The organism is Streptomyces viridosporus T7A (assembly GCF_008704515.1).
Lineage (GTDB): Bacteria > Actinomycetota > Actinomycetes > Streptomycetales > Streptomycetaceae > Streptomyces > Streptomyces viridosporus.
In genome coordinates this window covers 5,436,646-5,456,122 of sequence record NZ_CP023700.1, presented here as the reverse complement: position 1 = coordinate 5,456,122, position 19,477 = coordinate 5,436,646, and the positions used below count along the sequence as shown (strand labels likewise).

Genomic DNA, 19,477 nt, shown 5'->3' with positions numbered 1-19,477 from the left:
GCTGGGGCATACGCAAACTATTTTCGCGACGAGTTCGCATCAGTCCTGTTCTTGGTCCTCGGCGGTGTCCCGGCCTGCGCAGATGGCCAGAACATCCGCCCCGTAGCGGCCCAGCTTGCGCATCCCCACCCCGGGGATGCGGGCGAGTTCGTGCTCGTCCTCGGGCACCGCCTCGGCGATGGCCACCAGCGTCTTGTCGGTGAAGACGCAGAAGGCGGGCTGCCCACTGCGCCGCGCCTGACCGGCGCGCCACGCGTGCAGCCGCTCGTAGAGGCCCTCGTCCATGTCGGAGGGGCAGTCCTCACAGCGCATCAGCTTCATCTCACCCGCGTCGGTCAGCGTGCGGCCGCAGACCCGGCAGCGGGCGGGGCTGCGCTGCCTGCGCCCCCTGCCCGGCGCGGCCGGGACGGACCCCGCCCCGGAGGAACCGCGCTCCACACCGCCCGTACCGGCCGCGCCACCGCGACCGGCGGCGGTGCCCGAGCCGGGGCGCAGCCCGTCGAGGAAACGGCTGGCACGACGGTTCGGCCGACCGCCGGGCGAACGGGAGAGCGCCCAGGAGAGGTGGAGACGCTCGCGGGCCCGGGTGACACCGACATAGAGGAGGCGGCGCTCCTCCTCCACCTGCTCGTCGGTCTTTGCGTAGGTGATCGGCATCATGCCCTCGGCCACACCGACCAGGAAGACGACGTCCCACTCCAGGCCCTTGGCCGAGTGCAGGGAGGCGAGGGTGACGCCCTGCACGGTGGGGGCGTGCTGGGCGCCGGCCCGCTCGTCGAGTTCGGCGACGAGGTCGGCGAGGGTCGCGCCCGGCCTGGCGGCGGCGAAGTCCTGGGCCAGGTTCACCAGGGCGGCGAGCGACTCCCAGCGCTCCCGGACCGCGCCCGAGCCGGCCGGCGGCTGCGGCGTCCAGCCCTCGCCCGACAGCACGGCGCGCACCTGGGAGGGCAGGTCGGGGGCGTCGTCGAGAAGGGCGTCGTTGCCGCCGAAGCGGGCCGCCCCCCGCAGGGCGATGCCCGCCTTGCGCACCTCGGGGCGGTCGAAGAACCGCTCGGCGCCGCGCAGCTGGTAGGGCACCCCGGCGTCGGCGAGGGCCTGCTCGTAGGTCTCGGACTGGGAGTTCGTGCGGAACAGGACGGCGATCTCGCTCGCCGGGACCCCGGAGTCGATCAGCTCACGGATGCGGCGCGCCGCGCCCTCGGCCTCCGCGGGTTCGTCGGTGTACTCGGTGAACACCGGCTCGGGCCCCGCCGCGCGCTGGGAGACGAGCTCCAGCCGGTGGTCGGCGGCGCGGCCGCGGGCCTGCGCGAGCAGGCCGTTGGCCAGACGGACGACCTGGGGGGTCGAGCGGTAGTCGCGCACCAGCTTGACCACGGTGGCCCCGGGGTGGCGGGTGCGGAAGTCGAGCAGGTGGTCGGGGGTTGCGCCCGTGAACGAGTAGATGGTCTGGCTTGCGTCGCCGACCACGCACAGGTTCTCCCGGTCGCCGAGCCACAGTTCCAGCAGGCGCTGCTGGAGCGGGCTGACGTCCTGGTACTCGTCGACCACGAAGTGCTGGTACTGGGCGCGGACCTGCTCCGCGACATCGGGCCGGTCCTGCAGGACGGCGACGGTCAGCAGCAGCACGTCCTCGAAGTCGATGACGGCGCGCTCGCGCTTGAGGTCCTCGTAGGCGGAGTACAACTGGGCGATCTCGGCGGGATCGCGGGGCGCCTCCCGGCCGGCCTTGACGGCCGCCGCCGCGTAGTCGGCCGGGACGGTCTGGGTGACCTTCGACCACTCGATCTCGGCGGTGACGTCCCTCAGCTCACCCCGGTCGAGCCGGATGCGGCAGGCGGCGGCCGCGTCGGCGACGAGCTGGATCTTGCGGTCGACGAGCCGGGGCATGGCACCCCCGATCGCTTTCGGCCAGAAGTACTGGAGCTGGCGCAGCGCCGCCGAGTGGAAGGTGCGCGCCTGGACGCCGACGGCGCCGAGCTGGCGCAGTCGGCCGCGCATCTCCCCGGCGGCGCGGTTGGTGAAGGTGACGGCGAGCACGCTGGAGGGCTGGAGGATGCCGGCGCGCACCCCGTAGGCGATCCGGTGGGTGATCGCCCGGGTCTTGCCGGTACCGGCGCCCGCCAGCACGCACACCGGGCCGTGCAGGGCGGTGGCCACCGCGCGCTGCTCGGGGTCGAGCCCGTCGAGCACCGCGTCGGCCGAGTCCGGTACCTGCGGGAAGAAGGTGGAGTGCGTTGCTGCTGTCACACCGCCATGCTGCCAGGTCGCCTGGGACGGGTGAGCCGGTTGTCCACAGGGAGGGCCGCGCAGTCGTACCGGTGCGGCGGACGTCACGTCGGGAACGCGTCAGGACGGCGCCCGCGGAGGCGGGGCGGGAATGGTGGCGCTTTCAAGTACGTTCCCCGAGTGCAAGGACTTCCCCGGGCCACCGAAGGAGCACGAGAGACATGCCGGGCACTGTGACGATGTACAGCACCACGTGGTGCGGCTACTGCCGTCGGCTGAAGAGCCAGATGGACCGCGAGGGCATCGCGTACACCGAGATCAACATCGAGCAGGACCCGGAGTCCGCGGCGTTCGTGGAGAAGGCCAACGGCGGGAACCAGACGGTTCCCACGGTCCTCTTCCCCGACGGCTCGACGCTCACCAACCCGTCACTGGCGCAGGTGAAGCAGAAGATCGGCGCCTGAGCGGCGCGCAGAGGAGCGGTGGCGTCCTTCCCCGGACCGGGGGCGGACACCACCGCTTCTGCGTATGTCCCGCCGGAAGGCGCCTCTGTCCCGCCGGAAGGCGCGTCCCGCCGGAAGGCGCGTCCGGTCAGAAGACGCTGCGGGTCGGCAGGTCCTTGCCGTACCAGCGCTCGATCAGGCGGGCCGCGATCGAGATGCCGTAGGGCGGGAGCACCTCGCCCGACGCGAAGGCGGCATCGAGCTCGTCGCGGGAGAACCAGCGGGCCTCGTGGATCTCGTCGCCGTCGACGTCGATCCGGGTCGAGGTGGCGCGGGCGACGAAGCCCAGCATGAGGCTGGACGGGAACGGCCAGGGCTGACTGGCAACGTACTCGACCTCGCCGACGTCGATGCCGACCTCCTCGTGGACCTCGCGGCGCACCGACTGCTCGATGGACTCGCCGGGCTCGACGAATCCGGCGAGGGTCGAGAAGCGGCCTTCGGGCCAGTGGACCTGGCGGCCGAGCAGGATGCGGTCCTGCTCGTCGATCACGGCCATGATCACGGCGGGGTCGGTGCGCGGGTAGTGCTCGGCGCCGCAGGCGGGGCAGCGGCGGATGTGGCCGGCCGCGGCGATGACGGTGCGCTCGCCGCAGCGGGAGCAGAAACGGTGCAGTCGCTGCCAGTTCTCGAGGGCGACGGCGTGCACCATCAGACCGGCGTCCCGCGGCGACAGGAGCAGCCCCGCCTCGCGCAGGCCCGCCGGGCGGGCGGACTCGTCCATGCGGCCGGGCAGGGAGTCCTTCTGGAGGGCGAAGTAGCTGACGCCCTCCTCGTCGGTGCCCAGGAAGTAGCGGTGTGCCTCGGTGAGCGGGGCCTCGAAGGACGGGGTCATGACGAGTTCGGTGCGCCCGTCCGCCGTCTCGTCGATGAGGACCTGGCCGCCGGAGACCACGAAGCAGCGGGTCGAGGGGTGGCTCCACGCCGCCGCGAGCCATGCCTCGTCGAGCCGGTGGTGGGCGGCGCGGTCGATGCCGCTCGGGGCGGTGAGCGAGATGGGGCGGTCGGCGGTGTGGTCGGTCCAGGTGGTCACGGGTGCTTCCAACTCCCCCGGGGGAACGGATCGGGTCGGCGGGCGGTTCGGCGGGACGGGCGGCGGGGGCGGCCGGGCCCGGCGCGCGGCGGAGGCCCTTCCAGTGTGCCCCGCGCGGGCGGCCGGCCCGGACGGCGTGCGGTGGTCAGGGTGCGTGCCGCCAGTGCTCGGCGAGGTCGTTCCACAGGTACGCGCTCGTTTCGGCGCCCTTGAGGAGCAGGTCGAGCTCGACCTTCTCGTTGGGGGCGTGCCAGCCGTCGGACGGGACGGAGATGCCGAGGAAGAGCACGGGTGCGCCGAGGACGTCCTGCAGGTCGGCGGCCGGGCCGGAGCCGCCCTCGCGGGTGAAGCGGACGGGTTTCTCGAAGGCGCGGCCCATCGCCCGGGCCACGGACCGCAGGGCCGGGTGGTCCAGCGGCGTCAGGCACGGGCGTGTGGCGGGGCTGAAGGAGATCTCGCAGCGGATGCCCTCGGGCAGCTGTCCGGGCGCCCAGGCGAGGACGGCCTTCTGCACGTGCTCCGGGTCCTGGCCGGCGACCAGTCGGAAGGACAGCTTCACCATGGCGGAGGACGGGATGATCGTCTTGCTGCCGGGGCCCTGGTAGCCGCCGCCGATGCCGTTGACCTCCGCGGTGGGACGGGCCCAGATGCGTTCCAGCGTGCTGTATCCGGTCTCGCCCAGGGTGCCGTGGGACTTGGCGGTGCGCAGCCACCGTTGTTCGTCGAAGGGCAGCTCGGCGAAGAGTTCGCGCTCGCGGTCGGTGAGCTCGACGACGCCGTCGTAGAAGCCGGGGATCGCCACGCGCGCGTGCTCGTCGTGCAGGGCGGCGACCAGGCGGGCGGCGGCGGTGGCCGGGTTGGGGACCGCGCCGCCGAAGGAGCCGGAGTGGATGTCCTGGTCGGGGCCGTACAGCCGGATCTCGCACTCGGCGAGGCCGCGCATGCCGGTGCACACGGTGGGGGTGTCCTCGGACCACATGCCGGTGTCGGAGACGATCACGGCGTCGGCGGCGAGCCGGTCGGCGTGCTGTTCGACGAGCGCCCGGAAGTGGGGGGACCCGGACTCCTCCTCGCCCTCGATCAGGAGCTTCAGGTGGACGGCCGGGGTGGTGCGGCCGGTGGTGGCGAGGTGGGCCCGGACACCGAGTGTGTGGAAGAACACCTGGCCCTTGTCGTCGGCCGCTCCGCGCGCGTACAGGCGGTTCCCCCGCACGACGGGCTCGAAGGGCTCGCTGTCCCAGCCGTCCTCACGGGCGGCCGGCTGGACGTCGTGGTGGCCGTAGACCAGGACCGTGGGCGCGTCGGGGTCGTCGCTGGGCCACTCGGCGTAGACGGCCGGGGCACCCGGGGTCTGCCAGACCTCGGCGGTCGGGAAGCCGGTCCTGCGGAGTTCGGCGGCGAGCCAGTCGGCGCTGCGTCGCACGTCGGGCGCGTGGTCGGGCCGGGCCGACACGGAGGGGATGCGCAGCCATGCGGTGAGGTCGTCGAGGAAGGCGGAGCGGTGCTGTTCGATGTACGTGCGGACGGCGCTGACGGCACTGTCAACGGGCTGGCTCATACTCACGAGCCTATCGGCCCGCGCCGGTGTCCTCGGAGTGCGGTATCTCACCGGGCACCTCGTCGGACGGATCCGGGAGCAGCAGCCGCTCCAGTGCGGCCCGGTCGGGCAGGGGGTCGGGGCGTTCGACCTCTCCGGTGCGCACGTACAGGAAAGCGGCGCCGACGGATTCCGGGGGGACGCCCTGCTGTTCGGCCCAGGCGAGCCGGTACACGGCGAGCTGGAGCGGGTCGGCGGTACGGGCGCGGCCGGTCTTCCAGTCGACGATCTCGTACGTCGCCCCGTCCCCGTCGCCCTCCTTGTAGACGGCGTCGATGCGGCCCCGGACGACGCGTCCGGCGATCGACAGCTGGAAGGGGGCCTCCACGCGGTAGGGGGTCCGGTGGGCGTACTCGGTGCGTTCGAAGGCGTCCTTGAGGGCCTGGAGGTCGCGCTCGTCGGCGATCTCGGCCGTGCTGCCGGGCAGCTCGTCCGGCTCCAGCATGGGCAGGGTGAGTTCCTCGAAACGGGCCTCGACCCAGGCGTGGAAGCGGGTGCCGCGGCGCGCGGCGGGCTGCGGCGGGCGGGGCATGGGGCGGGCCAGTTCCCGCGCGAAGCCGTCCGGGTCGGCGGCCAGGCGCATCAGCTCGGAGGCGGTGAGCGAGGCGGGCAGCGGGACCTCGGTGACGCTCGCGCGGGTGTGCAGCAGTTCTCCGGCGAGGGCGTCGAGGTCGCGGTCCCAGGAGGCGACGGTGCGGGCCTCCTCCGGGGTGAGCCGGGGCGCTCCGGTCTCCTCGGCGGAGCGGGGCCGCGGGGTGCCGCCGGGCCGTCCCGCCTCCTCCGCGGGGGCCGGGCGCGGGGCGCCGGCGGGTCGGGTGCCCTCCGGTGCGCCGGGGCCCGCGAGGGGTCCCTCGGCGGCTTCGGGGGCCGTCGCCTGGTGCGGGATGGTGGGGCGGTCGGTGGTCCAGGAGTCCCAGTCGTCCGGATCGTCGGCCGGGAAGGGGTCGTCCTCCGCGGGGAAGTCCGCGGGGAAATCCGCGGGGAAGGCGTCCTCGTCGTCCGGTGGCGGCGGCCAGTCGGGGTCGTCGTAGGTGTCCGGGTCGTGTACGGCCGTGGGGTGGTCGTCGGGGTGGGCGGCGAGGTGGTCGAGGTGGGCGAGGACGGTCTCGGCGGCCGCGCGGCGGCGGGCGAGGGCGTCGTCGTCCAGGGGCAGGGGCCACACCCGGTCGTCGGTGGCCCGGTGCAGGGCGGGGTTCTCCTCGTCCTCGGCGGGCTCGTCGGCCCACGCCTCGATCTCGCCGTACCCGGCGGCGCAGTGCTCGTGGAGGGCCTGGAGGAACGCGGAGGGGCCGCGCGGTTTCTTCTGGCTGGGTCCCCACCAGTGGCCGGAGCCGAGCAGGAGGGAGCGGGGACGGGTGAAGGTGACGTAGCCGAGGCGGAGTTCCTCGGTGTGCTGGTGCTCCTTCATCGCCTCGTGGAAGGCCTTCAGGCCCCGGGAGTCCCAGGAGGTGATGTCGGGCAGGGTGTCGGCGTCGCCGCGCAGCGCGTGCGGCAGCACCTTGCCCTGGGCGGTCCACTTCTCGCGGCCCTGGCCGCTGGGGAAGGTGCCCGTGACCAGTCCGGGGACGGCCACGACGTCCCACTCCAGGCCCTTGGACTTGTGCGCGGTGAGCACCTTGACGGTGTTCTCGCCGCCGGGCAGGGCGTTGTCGAGGCCCTTCTCGTACTGGGCGGCGGTGCGCAGGAAGCCGAGGAAGGCGAGCAGGGTGGCCTCGTTGTCGCCGCCGGCGAAGGAGGCGGCGACGTCGAGGAAGTTGGACAGGGTCTCCCGCCGGCGGGCGGCCAGGGCGTGCGGGGACGCCGACAGCTCGACCTCCAGGCCGGTGACGGCGAGCACGCGGTGCAGGACGTCCATGAGGGGGTCGGCCAGGCAGCGGCGCAGGTCGCGCAGTTCGGCGGCCAGGCGGGCGAAGCGCACGCGCGCGTCGGGCGAGAAGGGCAGCCCGTCGTCCCCCCGGTCCTCCAGGGGTGTCTCCAGGAACGTGTCGAGGGCGTCGGCGAGCGAGGTCACCTCGGACGGGTCGACGCCCTCGACGGCCTCGGCGAGCCGCCGGTCGGGGTCGTCGTCGTCCCGCACGCGTGCGGAGGACACCAGCAGCCGTGCGCGGCGCCCCAGCAGGGCGAGGTCGCGCGGGCCGATGCGCCAGCGCGGGCCGGTCAGCAGCCGCACGAGGGAGGCGTTGGCGCCGGGGTCCTGGAGGACCTCGCAGACGGCGACGAGGTCGGCGATCTCGGGCAGGTGCAGCAGCCCGGACAGGCCGACCACCTCGACGGGGACGTCCCGGGCCACCAGCGCGCCCTGGATCTCGGCGAAGTCGGTCGCCGTGCGGCAGAGCACGGCGATCTCGCCGGGCGCCTTCCCGGTGCGCACCAGGTGGGCGACGGAGTCGGCGACCCAGTCGATCTCCTCGGCGTGGGTGCGCAGCAGGGCGCAGCGCACGATGCCGTCGCGTTCGGCGCCGGGGGCCGGGCGGAGGGCCTCCACGCCCTCGTGCCGGGCGCGCAGGGGTTCGGCGAGGCCGTTGGCGAGGTCCAGCAGACGGCCGCCGCTGCGGCGGTTCTCGCTGAGCGACTGGCGGGTGGCGGGGCGGCCGTCGGCGTGGGCGAAGTGCTCGGGGAAGTCGTCGAGGTTGGCGACGGAGGCGCCGCGCCAGCCGTAGATCGCCTGGCAGGGGTCGCCGACGGCGGTCACCGGGTGGCCGGTGCCGTGGCCGAAGAGGCCGGCCAGCAGGACGCGCTGGGCGACCGAGGTGTCCTGGTACTCGTCGAGGAGGACGACGTGGAACTCGTCGCGCAGGGCGCGGCCCACCTCGGGGACCGCGGCGAGCCGGGCCGAGAGGGCGATCTGGTCGCCGAAGTCGAGCAGGTCGCGTTCGCGTTTGGCGGCCCGGTAGCGCAGCACGAGGTCGGCGAGTTCGCGCCGTGCGGCGGCCGCTTCGGGGACCTTGCGCAGCTCGGCGTTGGTGAGTCTGGTGTTCTCCAGGGTGCGCAGCAGTTCGGCGTCGTGGGCGCGCAGGTCCTCGGGGCGCACGAGGTGCTCGGCGAGTTCGGCGTCGAGGGCGAGGAGGTCTCCGACCAGGTCGGGGAAGGAGCGGGTGAGGGCCGGATAGGGGCCGGGGGCCTCGCGCAGCACCCGCGCGGCGAGCTGGTAGCGGGTGGCGTCGGCGAGCAGGCGGGAGGACGGCTCCAGGCCGATGCGCAGGCCGTGGTCGGTCAGGAGGCGGCCCGCGAAGGCGTGGTAGGTGGAGATCACCGGTTCGCCCGGGGGGTTGTCCGGGTCGATGACGTCCGGATCGGTGACGCCGGCCTTGATCAGCGCCTTGCGGACGCGTTCGGCGAGTTCACCGGCGGCCTTGTTGGTGAAGGTGAGGCCGAGCACCTGTTCGGGGGCGACCCGGCCGGTGCCGACCAGCCACACCACGCGGGCCGCCATCACCGTGGTCTTGCCCGATCCGGCTCCGGCCACGATCACCTGCGGGGCGGGCGGCGCGGTGATGCAGGCCGTCTGCTCCGGGGTGAACGGGATGCCGAGGAGTTCCTTGAGCTGATCGGGGTCGGTGATACGAGCGGGCACACGCAGAGGCTAGCCGCGGGTACCGACACCGGATGCCGAAGCACGCCCCGGGGCGGGGAAACCGCAGCTCGGCACGGGGGGTGCGATGCGTCACGCCGGTCACTCGACCACGTGCCGGCCCTCGGGCCGGGCGCTGCAGGAGGCGCGGAAGGCGCAGTGGGCGCAGTGCTGGCCGGTGGTCGGGGTGAACCGTTCGTCGAGGACCTTGCCGGCGGCCGTGGCCAGCAGGTCGCCGACCCACTCCCCCTCCAGCGGCTGCTGGGCCTGCACCTTGGGCAGGGTCTCGCCGCCGTCCCGCACGGCGGCCCCCTGGCGCAGCTGGACGAGTTCGGCGCCGCCGGGTTCGGGGCGCGTCCCGCCGAAGACCTCGTCGACGGCCCCCTCGCGCACGGCGAGCTGGTAGACGGCGAGCTGGGGGTGGCGGGCCACCTCGGCGGAGCTGGGCGCCTGCTTGCCGGTCTTGAAGTCGACGACGTAGGCGCGGCCGTCGCCGTCGGTCTCGACGCGGTCCATCTGGCCGCGGATGCGGACCTGGTAGTCGCCCGCTTCCAGGGTGACGTCGAAGTCGTGCTCGCCGGCCACCGGGGTGCGTCCGGCGCGGTCCATGACGTGCCACTTCAGGAAGCGTTCGAGCGCGACGCGCGCGTTCTCCTTCTCCTGCGCCGACTTCCACGGCGCGTCGAAGGCCAGCGCGTTCCACACGGAGTCGAGGCGTTCCATGAGGACGTCGAGGTCGGCCGGGGTGTGTCCGGAGGCCACCTCGTCGGCCAGGGCGTGCACCACGTTGCCGAAGCCCTGGGCGGCGGTCGCGGGGGCGTCGGCCTTCACTTCGCGGCCCAGGAACCACTGCAGGGCGCAGGTGTGGGCGAGCTGCTCGAGGGCGCTGCCGGAGAGCACGACGGGCTGGTCGCGGTTCCGCAGCGGCACCCTGGACTCGGTCGGCTCGAACATGCCCCACCAGCGGTAGGGGTGCGCGGCCGGGACGAGCGGGCGGCCGTCGTCGTCGGCGAGGGCCGCGAGCCGGGCCAGCCGGTGGGCCGCGGCCCGGCGCAGGGCGTCCGAGGCGCGCGGGTCGACCGTGGTGGCGCGCAGTTCGGCGACGAGCGCGGCCACGGACAGGGGGCGGCGCGGGCGCCCGGTGACGTCCCGGGGTTCGACGCCGAGCTCGGTCAGGAACCGGGAGGGCTGGTCGCCGTCGTCCGCGGGCGCCTTCACGGCCGTCACGACCAGGCGTTCCCGTGCGCGCGTGGCGGCCACGTAGAACAGGCGGCGCTCCTCGGCGAGCAGGGCGCCCGGGGTGAGGGGTTCGGCGAGTCCGTCGCGGCCGATGCGGTCGGCCTCCAGCAGGGAGCCGCGCCGGCGCAGGTCCGGCCACAGGCCCTCCTGGACGCCGGCCACGACGACCAGGCTCCACTCCAGGCCCTTGGAGCGGTGCGCGGTCATCAGGCGCACCGCGTCGGGGCGCACGGCGCGCCGCGTGAGGGTGTCGGCGGCGATGTCCTCGGCCTCGATCTCCTCCAGGAAGTTCAGGGCGCCGCGGCCTCCGGTGCGTTCCTCCGCACGGGCCGCGGTCGCGAACAGCGCGCACACGGCGTCGAGGTCCCGGTCGGCGTTGCGTCCGGCCGCGCCGCCGCGCCGGGCGGCGCGCTCCAGGCGCTGGGGCCACGGCGTGCCGTCCCACAGGTCCCACAGGGCCTCCTCGGCCGTGCCGCCGCCGGCCAGACGCTCCCGGGCCTTGCGCAGCAGCGCGCCGAGGCGCTGGGCGCCCCGCGCGTACGCGGGGTCGTGCACGGTCAGCCGCTCGGGCTCGGCCAGCGCCCGCGCGAGCAGTTCGTCCGAGGGCGGCGGCAGCGGGTTGCCCGCGGCCCGCTCCTCCTCGCGCAGGGCCCGGCCGAGGCGGCGCAGGTCGGCGGCGTCCATGCCGGCGAGAGGGGAGGTGAGCAGGGTGCGAGCGGTCTCGGTGTCGAGCCAGCACGGCTCCGGCTCTTCGCCGGGGCCGGCGCCGGGGCGCTCCTCGGCTGCTCCGGCACCGGGACGGTCCTCCTCCGCTCCGGGGCCGGGGCGGTCCTCGTCCGCCGCGGCTTCGCCGGTCGCCTCGTCCGCCGCCGTCCGGGCGGCCCCGGGTACGGTCCCGGCGCCCCGGCCGCGGCCCTCGGCCGCCGCCGTCGCCACCGCCCGCAGGGCCGTCAGCAGCGGGGCCACCGCCGGTTCGTGACGCAGGGGCAGGTCGTCGCCGTCGACGTCCACGGGGACGCCCGCCGACGTGAGCGCGCGGCGGACCGCCGGGAGGGTGCGGGAGCCGGCGCGCACCAGGACGGCCATGTCCCTCCAGGGGAGGCCGTCCTCCAGGTGGGCCCGGCGCAGGATGTCGGCGATGTTGTCCAGCTCGGTGCCGGGCGTCGGGTAGGTGTACACCTCGACCCGGCCGCCCTCCCGCGCGGCCGTCAGCTCCCGGTGGGCGCGGACCTTCTCGGCGGGCAGGCGGGGCAGCGGCATGCGCTGGGTCACCAGCCGGGTGGCGGCCAGCAGGGCGGCGCCGGAGCGGCGCGAGGTGCGCAGCACCCCGACCGGGGCCGGGCGGCCGTCCGCGCGGCGGAACGCGTACGGGAACTCCAGGATGCCGTTGACGTCCGCGCCGCGGAAGGCGTAGATCGACTGGTCGGGGTCGCCGAAGGCGACGAGCGTGCGCCCGCCGCCGGCCAGGGCGTGCAGCAGCCGCACCTGGGCCGGGTCGGTGTCCTGGTACTCGTCGACGTAGACGGCGTCGTACCGCGCGGTGAGCTGCCGGGCGGTCTCGGGGCGGCGGGCGAGGAGCACCGCGCGGTGGACCAGTTCGGCGTAGTCGAGCACGCCCTGGAGGTCGAGGACGTCGAGGTACTCGGCGAGGAAGGCGGAGGCGGCGCGCCAGTCGGGGCGTCCGATGCGGCGGGCGAAGGCGTTGAGGGCCTCGGGGTCGAGACCGAGTTCGCGGCTGCGGGCGAGCACCGCGCGGACCTCGTCGGCGAAACCGCGGGTGGTCAGGCAGGCGCGCAGTTCGTCCGGCCAGCGCACGTGGGCGAGGCCGAGCCGTTCCAGGTCGGCCTGGCCGGCGAGCAGTTCCCGGACGGTGACGTCCTGCTCGGGGCCCGACAGCAGCCGCAGCGGTTCCACGAAGAGGTCGCTGTCCTGGTGGGCGCGGATCAGGGCGTAGCAGAACGAGTGGAACGTGGTCGCCCGCGGGGCCCGCGCGGCGCCCATGCGCAGGGCCATGCGGTCGCGCAGCTCGACGGCCGCCCTGCGGCTGAACGTCAGCACCAGGACGCGCTCGGGGTCCCCGCCGCGGGCGATCCGCGCGGCCACGGACTCGACGAGCGTGGTGGTCTTGCCGGTGCCCGGACCTGCGAGGACGAGCAGCGGTCCGGTCTCGTGGTCAACCACGGAGCGCTGCGCGGCGTCCAGTCGAGGGGGATTCACGCGGGTCGGCGGGGTACGGACCAGTCGATGAGCGCCACGGCTCCCCCGCCGCACCTGGGGGTGCGACAGGCCGCTGGTGGAGGAAGAGGAGCTCACGTGGTTCGCCGGTCCTGGTGGGTGTGCGGTGGGGCGGTCCGCCGCGCGTGGAGGGCGGTGGACCCGGGGGTGAAGGGGACGCGTGCGGCCGACGCTACGCCGCCGAAAAGCGCGGAAGCAGGACTTCCGCTTCTTCTCTCGCGGCACGCACGGCACATCCGCCCCTCCGCCCACGAACGTACGTCATGTCAGGGGCGTGCCCCCTTTCCCCTTCACGGATCACGGGTCACACGGCGACGCGCGCGATGGCGGAAGCTGTCAGGTGTGACCCTCGGTGCGCCCACCGCCGTCCCACCGCGCACGTCTCATGTCGAGGCGCGGCACGTGGTCCGCCGCGGCCCGGCCCGCCTCCTTCAGGGGCGTGCCCTCCGCGCGGTAGTGGCCGAGCGCCCTTTGTTCGTGACCCGGCAGCAGGACCCCGTCCGCACGGACGACGCGCCACCACGGGACGGCTCCTCCGTAGAGGGCCATCACGCGCCCGACCTGCCGGGGGCCGCCCTCGTCCAGCCACTCCGCCACGTCGCCGTACGTCATGACGCGGCCCGGCGGGATCAGCTCGGCCACCTCCAGGACCCGCTCGGCGTACTCGGGCAGGGCGTGCGGGTGCTCCGGGACGGCATCGGACGGAAGGCTCTCCTGACTCACCCGGTCCATCCTGCACCACCCCACCGACAACGCCCCGCGCCCGCGCGCGTGCGCCCGTCCCGCCCCGGGGCACCGCTTCGGGCAGACTGTGCGGCCCGCATATGGACCCTGATGCCCCCTTGTGCCGGTACGGCATGCCACCATCGTGCGGGCGGTGACTGGTGATACGAGACCAAGAAGAGACGATGAAGCAGCAGGGCGCACACCCCGGGAACACGGGGGGCACCCCTGACGCCTCGTCGCACCCGGACACCGCGAACGCCGACACGAAGGACGTCGAGACGAAGGGCGCCGGCACCGGGGCGGCCGGGAAGAAGGCCGCTCTGGACACCGACGACGCCGACACGGCGTACATCGACGAGGTCGAGGGCGACGAGCCCCTGCTCCCCGCGCGGGTGCACCGCCCGTCCGACCTCATGCGGCTCCTCGTGGGCGTCCTCGCCGTCGTGGTGCTGCTGGCGATCGCCGCGTTCGCCCACGGCACCACCTCGGGCCTGGAACAGGACATCACCAAGGGCACCGGGCAGGCGCCCGACCTGCTCATCAAGATCGCGGGTCTGGCCTCCAGCATCGCGATCCTCCTGGTGCCGGTCGCCTTCGCCATCGAACGCCTGATCAAACGGGACGGACTGCGGATCGCCGACGGCGTGCTCGCCGCCGTGCTCGCGCACGGCGTGACACTCGCCACGGACCTGTGGGTCGCGCGGGCCGCCCCCGACTCGATCCAGGAGGCGCTCACCCAGCCCTCCCCCGGCGACATCCACGCCCTGACCGATCCGGTGCACGGCTATCTGGCCCCGGTCATCGCGTACATGACGGCCGTCGGCATGTCCCGCAGACCCAAATGGCGCGCGGTGCTGTGGGTGGTCCTGCTCCTCGACGCCTTCTCCATGCTCGTCACCGGGTACACCACCCCGTTCTCGATCATCCTGACGGTGCTGATCGGCTGGACCGTCGCCTACGGCACCCTCTACGCGGTCGGCTCGCCCAATGTGCGCCCCACCGGCCGGACCCTGATGGCGGGCCTGCGGACCGTTGGGTTCCATCCGGTGAGCGCGTCCCGCGTGGAGTCTGGCGACGCCCCCGAGACCGGGGACCGGGGACGCCGGTACTTCGTCACCCTGGAGGACGGCCCGCCGCTGGACGTGACGGTGGTCGACCGCGAGCAGCAGGCACAGGGCTTCTTCTACCGCGCGTGGCGCAACCTGACCCTGCGCGGCTTCGCCACCCGCAGCAGCCTCCAGTCGCTGCGCCAGGCCCTGGAGCAGGAGGCGCTGCTGGCGTACGCGGCCATCGCGGCCGGCGCCAACGCGCCCAAGCTGATCGCGACCTCCGAGCTCGGCCCCGACGCGGTCATGCTCGTCTACGAGCACAGCGGCGGGCGCACCCTCGACTCACTGGCGGACGAGGAGATCACCGACGAACTGCTGCACGACGCCTGGCACCAGGTACGGGCGCTGCAGTCCCGCCGCATCGCGCACCGCAGGCTGGTGGGCGACGCGATCCTGGTGGACCGCTCCGGCACGGTGATCCTCACCGACCTGCGCGCCGGCGAGATCGCGGCCGGCGATCTGCTGCTGCGCATGGACGTCTCCCAACTGCTCGTGACGCTGGGCCTCAGGGTGGGCGCCGAACGGGCGGTGGCCTCCGCGCTGAGCGTCCTCGGCCCCGACGCCGTGGCGGACTGCCTGCCGATGCTCCAGCCCATCGCGCTGAGCCGCTCCACGCGCGCGACCCTGCGCAGGCTCGCCCGGGAACGCGCGGAGCGCGAGCGCGAGGCGGTCCTGGAGGCCTCCCGGCAGTCCCGCCTGCTCCGCGCGGAGCAGGCCGCCGCCGGCGAGACCGACCGGCCCGTGCTCGAGAAGCCCGACAAGAAAGCCGTGCGCGCGGAGCAGCGGGCCGAGAAGCGGGCCATCGACGAGGCCATGGAGGAGGCACGCGAGGAGGACCTCCTCACCCAGATCCGGCACGAGGTGCTGCGGATCAGGCCGCAGGCCCCGGTCGAACCGGCCCGCCTGGAGCGGGTGCGGCCGCGCACGCTGATCAGTTTCATCGCCGGCGCGATCGGCGCGTACTTCCTGCTGACCCAGCTCGCCCACATCGAGTTCGGGCCGTTGATCGCAGGCGCCGAGTGGGGATGGGTGGCCGCGGCCGTGCTGTTCTCGGCGGGCAGCTACTTCGCGGCCGCCCTGGCGCTGCTGGGGTTCGTGCCGGAGCGGGTGCCGTTCCTGCGGACGGTGGCGGCACAGGTCGCCGGGTCGTTCGTGAAGATCGTCGCCCCGGCGGCGGTGGGCGGCGTGGCCCTGAACACGCGCTTCCTCCAGCGCGCGGGGGTACGGCCGGGGCTCGCGGTGGCGAGTGTCGGCGCGTCCCAGCTGTTCGGGCTGGGCTGTCACATCCTGATGCTGCTGTCCTTCGGCTATCTGACCGGCACCGAGAAGACGCCCTCCCTGTCGCCGTCCCGCACCGTCATCGCGGGTCTGCTGACGGTGGCGGTGCTGGTGCTCGTGGTGACCTCGGTGCCGTTCCTGCGGAAGTTCCTCGTCACGCGTGTGCGGTCGCTCTTCGCCGGAGTCGTGCCGCGCATGCTCGACGTCCTGCAGCGGCCGCAGAAGCTGGCCACCGGCATCGGCGGCATGCTGCTGCTCACCGCCTGCTTCGTGATGTGCCTGGACGCCTCGATCCGGGCGTTCGGCGACGACACGGTCTCGATCAGCATCGCCAGTGTCGCCGTCGTCTTCCTCGCGGGCAACGCGCTGGGCTCGGCGGCGCCGACGCCGGGCGGGGTGGGCGCGGTCGAGGCGACCCTGACGGTCGGCCTGATCGCCGTCGGGCTCCCCAAGGAGGTCGCCGCGCCGGCGGTACTGCTGTTCCGGCTCCTGACGCTGTGGCTGCCGGTCCTGCCGGGGTGGCTGGCCTTCAACCACCTCACGCGCAAGGAAGCGCTGTAGGGCGGTCGCGGGAGCGCACGGGCAGCGGGGGGAACGCCCCCGGGGCCGGTCCCGGCCCCTCCCTCGTACGGCCCGTGTCCCGCGCGTCCCGCCCCGGGCCGCCGCAGGATGGAGGCATGTCCCCTCCTTTCCGCCTGCGTGCCGCCGCCCTGACCGCCTGCGCCGTCCTGCTGCCCGCGCTGCTGGCGGGCTGCGGTGCGGACGCCGAGGACGGGAGCGCGGACCTGACGCAGCAGGAACTCGACTGGCAGGCCTGCCCGGCCCCCTCCGAGGCACAGGGCGGGGGCCCCGCCCCCTCGCCCCTGCCGGGCGGGACCGCGTGGCAGTGCGCCACCATGAAGGTGCCCCTGGACTGGGACGAGCCCGAGGGCGACACCATCGGCCTCGCGCTGATCCGGGCGAGGACGAGCGGGAGGGCGAGCGAGCGCATCGGCTCCCTGATCTTCAACTTCGGCGGCCCGGGCGGCTCCGGCGTCACCGCGCTCCCCGCGTTCGGCGAGGACTACGCGACCCTGCGCACCCGCTACGACCTGGTGAGCTTCGATCCCCGCGGAGTCGGCCGCAGCGCGCCCGTGATCTGCGAGAACAACCGGCAGCTCGACGCGTACTTCCAGCAGGACGCGACCCCCGACGACGGCGCCGAGCGGGCCGAGCTCCTGGACAACACCAAGGGATTCAACGCGGCCTGCGAGAAGAACTCCGCGCGGGTCCTGCCGCACGTGCGCACCACCGAGACCGCCCGCGACCTCGACCTGATGCGCCAGGTCCTCGGCGACGACGAGCTGCACTACTTCGGCATCTCCTACGGCACCGAACTCGGCGGCGTCTACGCCCACCTGTTCCCGAAGAAGGTGGGCCGGGCGGTGTTCGACGCGGTCGTCGACCCCACGCAGAACCCGGAGCAGAGCTCGCTCGGGCAGGCACGGGGCTTCCAGCTCGCGCTCGACAACTACGCCGAGCACTGCGTCTCCCAGGTCGAGGACTGTCCCGTCGGCGACAGCGCGCAGGACGTGAAGGACCGTATCGCCAAGTTCCTGAGGGACCTCGACGCCGAGCCGATCCCCGGTATCGCCCCGCGCGAGCTGACCCAGACCGCGGCGACCGGCGGCATCGCCCAGGCCCTGTACTCGCAGGACCTCTGGGGGTTCCTCACCGACGGTCTCGAAGAGGCCTACAACGGCGACGGGACGATTCTGATGGTGCTGTCCGACTCGTTGAACGGACGCAACCAGGACGGCGAGTACAGCAACCTCGTCCCCGCCAACGTCTCCATCAACTGCGCCGACGACAAACCCCGTTACCGCACCGAGGACGTGGAGCGCAGTCTGCCCGAGTTCCGGGCCGCGTCCGAGCTGTTCGGCGAGTACCTGGCGTGGGGGCTGATCGGCTGCACCGACTGGGCGGTTCCGGGGGCCGCCGACCATCCCGAGGTGAGCGCCCCCGGCGCGGCCCCGATCCTGGTGATCGGCAACACCGGCGACCCCGCCACGCCGTACGAGGGGGCGCGCAGGATGGCGCAGGCGCTGGGTGAGGGGGTCGGTGTCGAGCTGACGTACGAGGGGCAGGGACACGGGGCCTACAACAGCAGGAACCGGTGCGTGCAGGACGCGGTGCACGGCTATCTCCTGGACGGAGAGGTGCCGAGGGCCGGCACCGTCTGCTCCGAGCAGGCACCGGACCGCTCCTGAGCAGGCACCGGACTGCAGAACCACAGGTCAGAGCGTTATCCACAGGGCACCCCGGCAGGAGGCGGGTCTGCCTACCATGGCTTGACCGCCATCCGCGGCACGGTGCGGACGGCCAGGCGAGGGGGGAAGCGTCACATGACGCGCATCACACGGTGGGCGGCTCTGACGGTCGCCGCCGCACTGCTGACGGCGGGCTGCAGCGGCGGCCCGTCCGGTGACGACGGCGAGAACGACGGCAGGAGCGGCAGCAAGGGCGACGGGACGGCGCTCGACTGGGGACGCTGCAAGGCCTCGGGGGGCGCCCCCGCCCCGGGTGGCGACTGGCAGTGCGCCACGCTCCGGGTGCCGCTGGACTGGTCGGAGCCCGACGGTGCCACGATCGGGCTGGCGCTGATCCGGGCGAAGGCCACGGGGGACGACCGCCTCGGCTCGCTGCTGTTCAACTTCGGCGGCCCGGGCGGATCGGGCGTGTCCATGATGCCGTCCTACGCCGGCACCGTCGCCGAGCTGCGCGAGCGGTACGACCTGGTGAGCTGGGATCCGCGCGGGGTGGCCGCCAGCGAGGGCGTCCGCTGCCGCAGCGACCGGGAGATCCAGGCGGCCGAATCGTCGGTGGACGGCACCCCGGACACACCGGCCGAGGAGCGGACGTACTTCGAGGACGCCGCCGATTTCGGCAAGGACTGCCAGAAGGCCGCCGGGAAGCTGATGGCCCATGTGTCGACCACCGACACCGCCCGCGACATGGACCGCATCCGGCAGGTCCTCGGCGACGACAGGCTGAACTACTTCGGCATCTCCTACGGCACCGAACTCGGCGGCGTCTACGCCCACCTGTTCCCGAAGAAGGTGGGCCGGATGACGCTCGACGCGGTGGTCGACCCGAGCGCCGACACGGTGGGCCACGCCAAGAACCAGACGCGCGGCTTCCAACTGGCGCTCGACAACTACCTGAAGTCCACCGGCCGGGACCCCGAGCAGGGAACGCGCGAGATCGCGGACCTGCTGGAACGGATCGACGCGGAACCACTGCCGACGTCCTCGTCCGGGCGGAAGCTGACGCAGACACTGGCCCTGACCGGCATCGTCCTGCCGCTGTACAGCCAGGCGAGCTGGCCGGCGCTGACCAGCGCGCTGCGGGCGGCGGAGGAGGGGGACGGCTCGAAGCTGCTGGCGCTGGCCGACGGCTACAACGACCGCGACGCCTCGGGTCGCTACGGCGCGACGACCCACTCGCAGCGGGTCATATCGTGCCTGGACGACAGGCAGCGGCCGACCGCGGCACAGGCGAAGAAGCTGCTGCCGGAGTTCGAGGAGATCTCGCCCGTCTTCGGGGCCTTTCTCGGCTGGGACACGGCCGGCTGGTGCCACGACTGGCCGGTGCCCGGGCAGCACGACACCCCGGAGGTGAGCGCGCCGGGCGCGGCCCCGATCCTGGTGATCGGCAACACCGGCGACCCGGCCACCCCGTACGAGGGCGCCCGGAGGATGGCGGACGAGCTGGGCGAGGACGTCGGTGTGGTGCTCACCTGGAAGGGCGAGGGCCACGGCGCGTACGGCAGTGGGAGCGACTGCGTCGACTCCGCGGTGAACGCGTACCTCCTGGACGGCACCGTGCCCGAGGACGGCAAGGTCTGCTCATGACACGGGCGGGGGCTCCGGGCACCCGTGGCGCCCGGAGCCCCCGCTTCGGTTCCTGCTGCGGCTCCGG

The 19,477-nt window shown here is 73.9% G+C and carries 10 protein-coding genes; 4 read left to right on the top strand and 6 right to left on the bottom strand.

What is annotated here, in order from left to right; genetic code table 11:
- Positions 1-39: 39 nt before the first annotated feature.
- Positions 40-2,247, bottom strand: coding sequence for an ATP-dependent DNA helicase UvrD2 (locus CP969_RS25335; protein ID WP_171817463.1), 2,208 nt, complete (start codon positions 2,245-2,247; stop codon positions 40-42).
- 200 nt (positions 2,248-2,447) lie between these two features.
- Here CP969_RS25335 and CP969_RS25330 point away from each other — a divergent pair, with 200 nt between their 5' ends.
- Entirely contained in the window at positions 2,448-2,690 is a 243-nt protein-coding gene (locus CP969_RS25330) for a mycoredoxin (RefSeq protein WP_004983675.1), read from the top strand.
- Between the two features lie 127 nt (positions 2,691-2,817).
- Here CP969_RS25330 and nudC read toward each other — a convergent pair whose 3' ends face one another.
- The 5 genes from nudC to CP969_RS25305 all read right to left on the bottom strand — a co-directional run bounded on the left by nudC (position 2,818) and on the right by CP969_RS25305 (position 13,127).
- On the bottom strand, positions 2,818-3,762 hold the full coding sequence (gene nudC / locus CP969_RS25325; RefSeq protein WP_016824701.1) for an NAD(+) diphosphatase: 945 nt from the start codon (positions 3,760-3,762) through the stop codon (positions 2,818-2,820).
- A gap of 145 nt (positions 3,763-3,907) precedes the next feature.
- Positions 3,908-5,320 carry a dipeptidase gene (locus CP969_RS25320; protein ID WP_016824702.1) on the bottom strand — a complete coding sequence of 471 codons (1,413 nt, stop codon included), beginning with the start codon at positions 5,318-5,320 and terminating at the stop codon, positions 3,908-3,910.
- A 10-nt stretch (positions 5,321-5,330) separates the two neighbouring features.
- Positions 5,331-8,933 carry an ATP-dependent helicase gene (locus CP969_RS25315; protein WP_016824703.1) on the bottom strand — a complete coding sequence of 1,201 codons (3,603 nt, stop codon included), beginning with the start codon at positions 8,931-8,933 and terminating at the stop codon, positions 5,331-5,333.
- Positions 8,934-9,032: 99 nt separating this feature from the next.
- Complete coding sequence (locus tag CP969_RS25310) at positions 9,033-12,482, bottom strand: ATP-dependent helicase (protein WP_078495357.1); 3,450 nt, start codon at positions 12,480-12,482, stop codon at positions 9,033-9,035.
- Positions 12,483-12,740: 258 nt separating this feature from the next.
- Positions 12,741-13,127 carry an MGMT family protein gene (locus tag CP969_RS25305; RefSeq protein WP_026084889.1) on the bottom strand — a complete coding sequence of 129 codons (387 nt, stop codon included), beginning with the start codon at positions 13,125-13,127 and terminating at the stop codon, positions 12,741-12,743.
- Between the two features lie 185 nt (positions 13,128-13,312).
- Here CP969_RS25305 and CP969_RS25300 point away from each other — a divergent pair, with 185 nt between their 5' ends.
- The 3 genes from CP969_RS25300 (at position 13,313) to CP969_RS25290 (ending at position 19,410) form a co-directional block, all read left to right on the top strand.
- Positions 13,313-16,078: a lysylphosphatidylglycerol synthase transmembrane domain-containing protein gene (locus tag CP969_RS25300; protein WP_016824706.1), complete on the top strand. Its 2,766-nt coding sequence runs from the start codon at positions 13,313-13,315 to the stop codon at positions 16,076-16,078.
- Positions 16,079-16,194: 116 nt separating this feature from the next.
- Positions 16,195-17,766: an alpha/beta hydrolase gene (locus CP969_RS25295; RefSeq protein ID WP_016824707.1), complete on the top strand. Its 1,572-nt coding sequence runs from the start codon at positions 16,195-16,197 to the stop codon at positions 17,764-17,766.
- 135 nt (positions 17,767-17,901) lie between these two features.
- Entirely contained in the window at positions 17,902-19,410 is a 1,509-nt protein-coding gene (locus CP969_RS25290) for an alpha/beta hydrolase (protein WP_016824708.1), read from the top strand.
- Positions 19,411-19,477: the final 67 nt, after the last annotated feature.

Excerpts from the sequence above, each read along its gene's own strand:
- CP969_RS25320 (WP_016824702.1), bottom strand. The coding sequence starts at position 5,320 with ATGAGCCAGCCCGTTGACAGTGCCGTCAGCGCCGTCCGCACGTACATC.
- CP969_RS25300 (WP_016824706.1), top strand. The coding sequence starts at position 13,313 with ATGAAGCAGCAGGGCGCACACCCCGGGAACACGGGGGGCACCCCTGAC.
- CP969_RS25330 (WP_004983675.1), top strand. The coding sequence starts at position 2,448 with ATGCCGGGCACTGTGACGATGTACAGCACCACGTGGTGCGGCTACTGC.
- CP969_RS25290 (WP_016824708.1), top strand. The coding sequence starts at position 17,902 with ATGACGCGCATCACACGGTGGGCGGCTCTGACGGTCGCCGCCGCACTG.
- CP969_RS25295 (WP_016824707.1), top strand. The coding sequence starts at position 16,195 with ATGTCCCCTCCTTTCCGCCTGCGTGCCGCCGCCCTGACCGCCTGCGCC.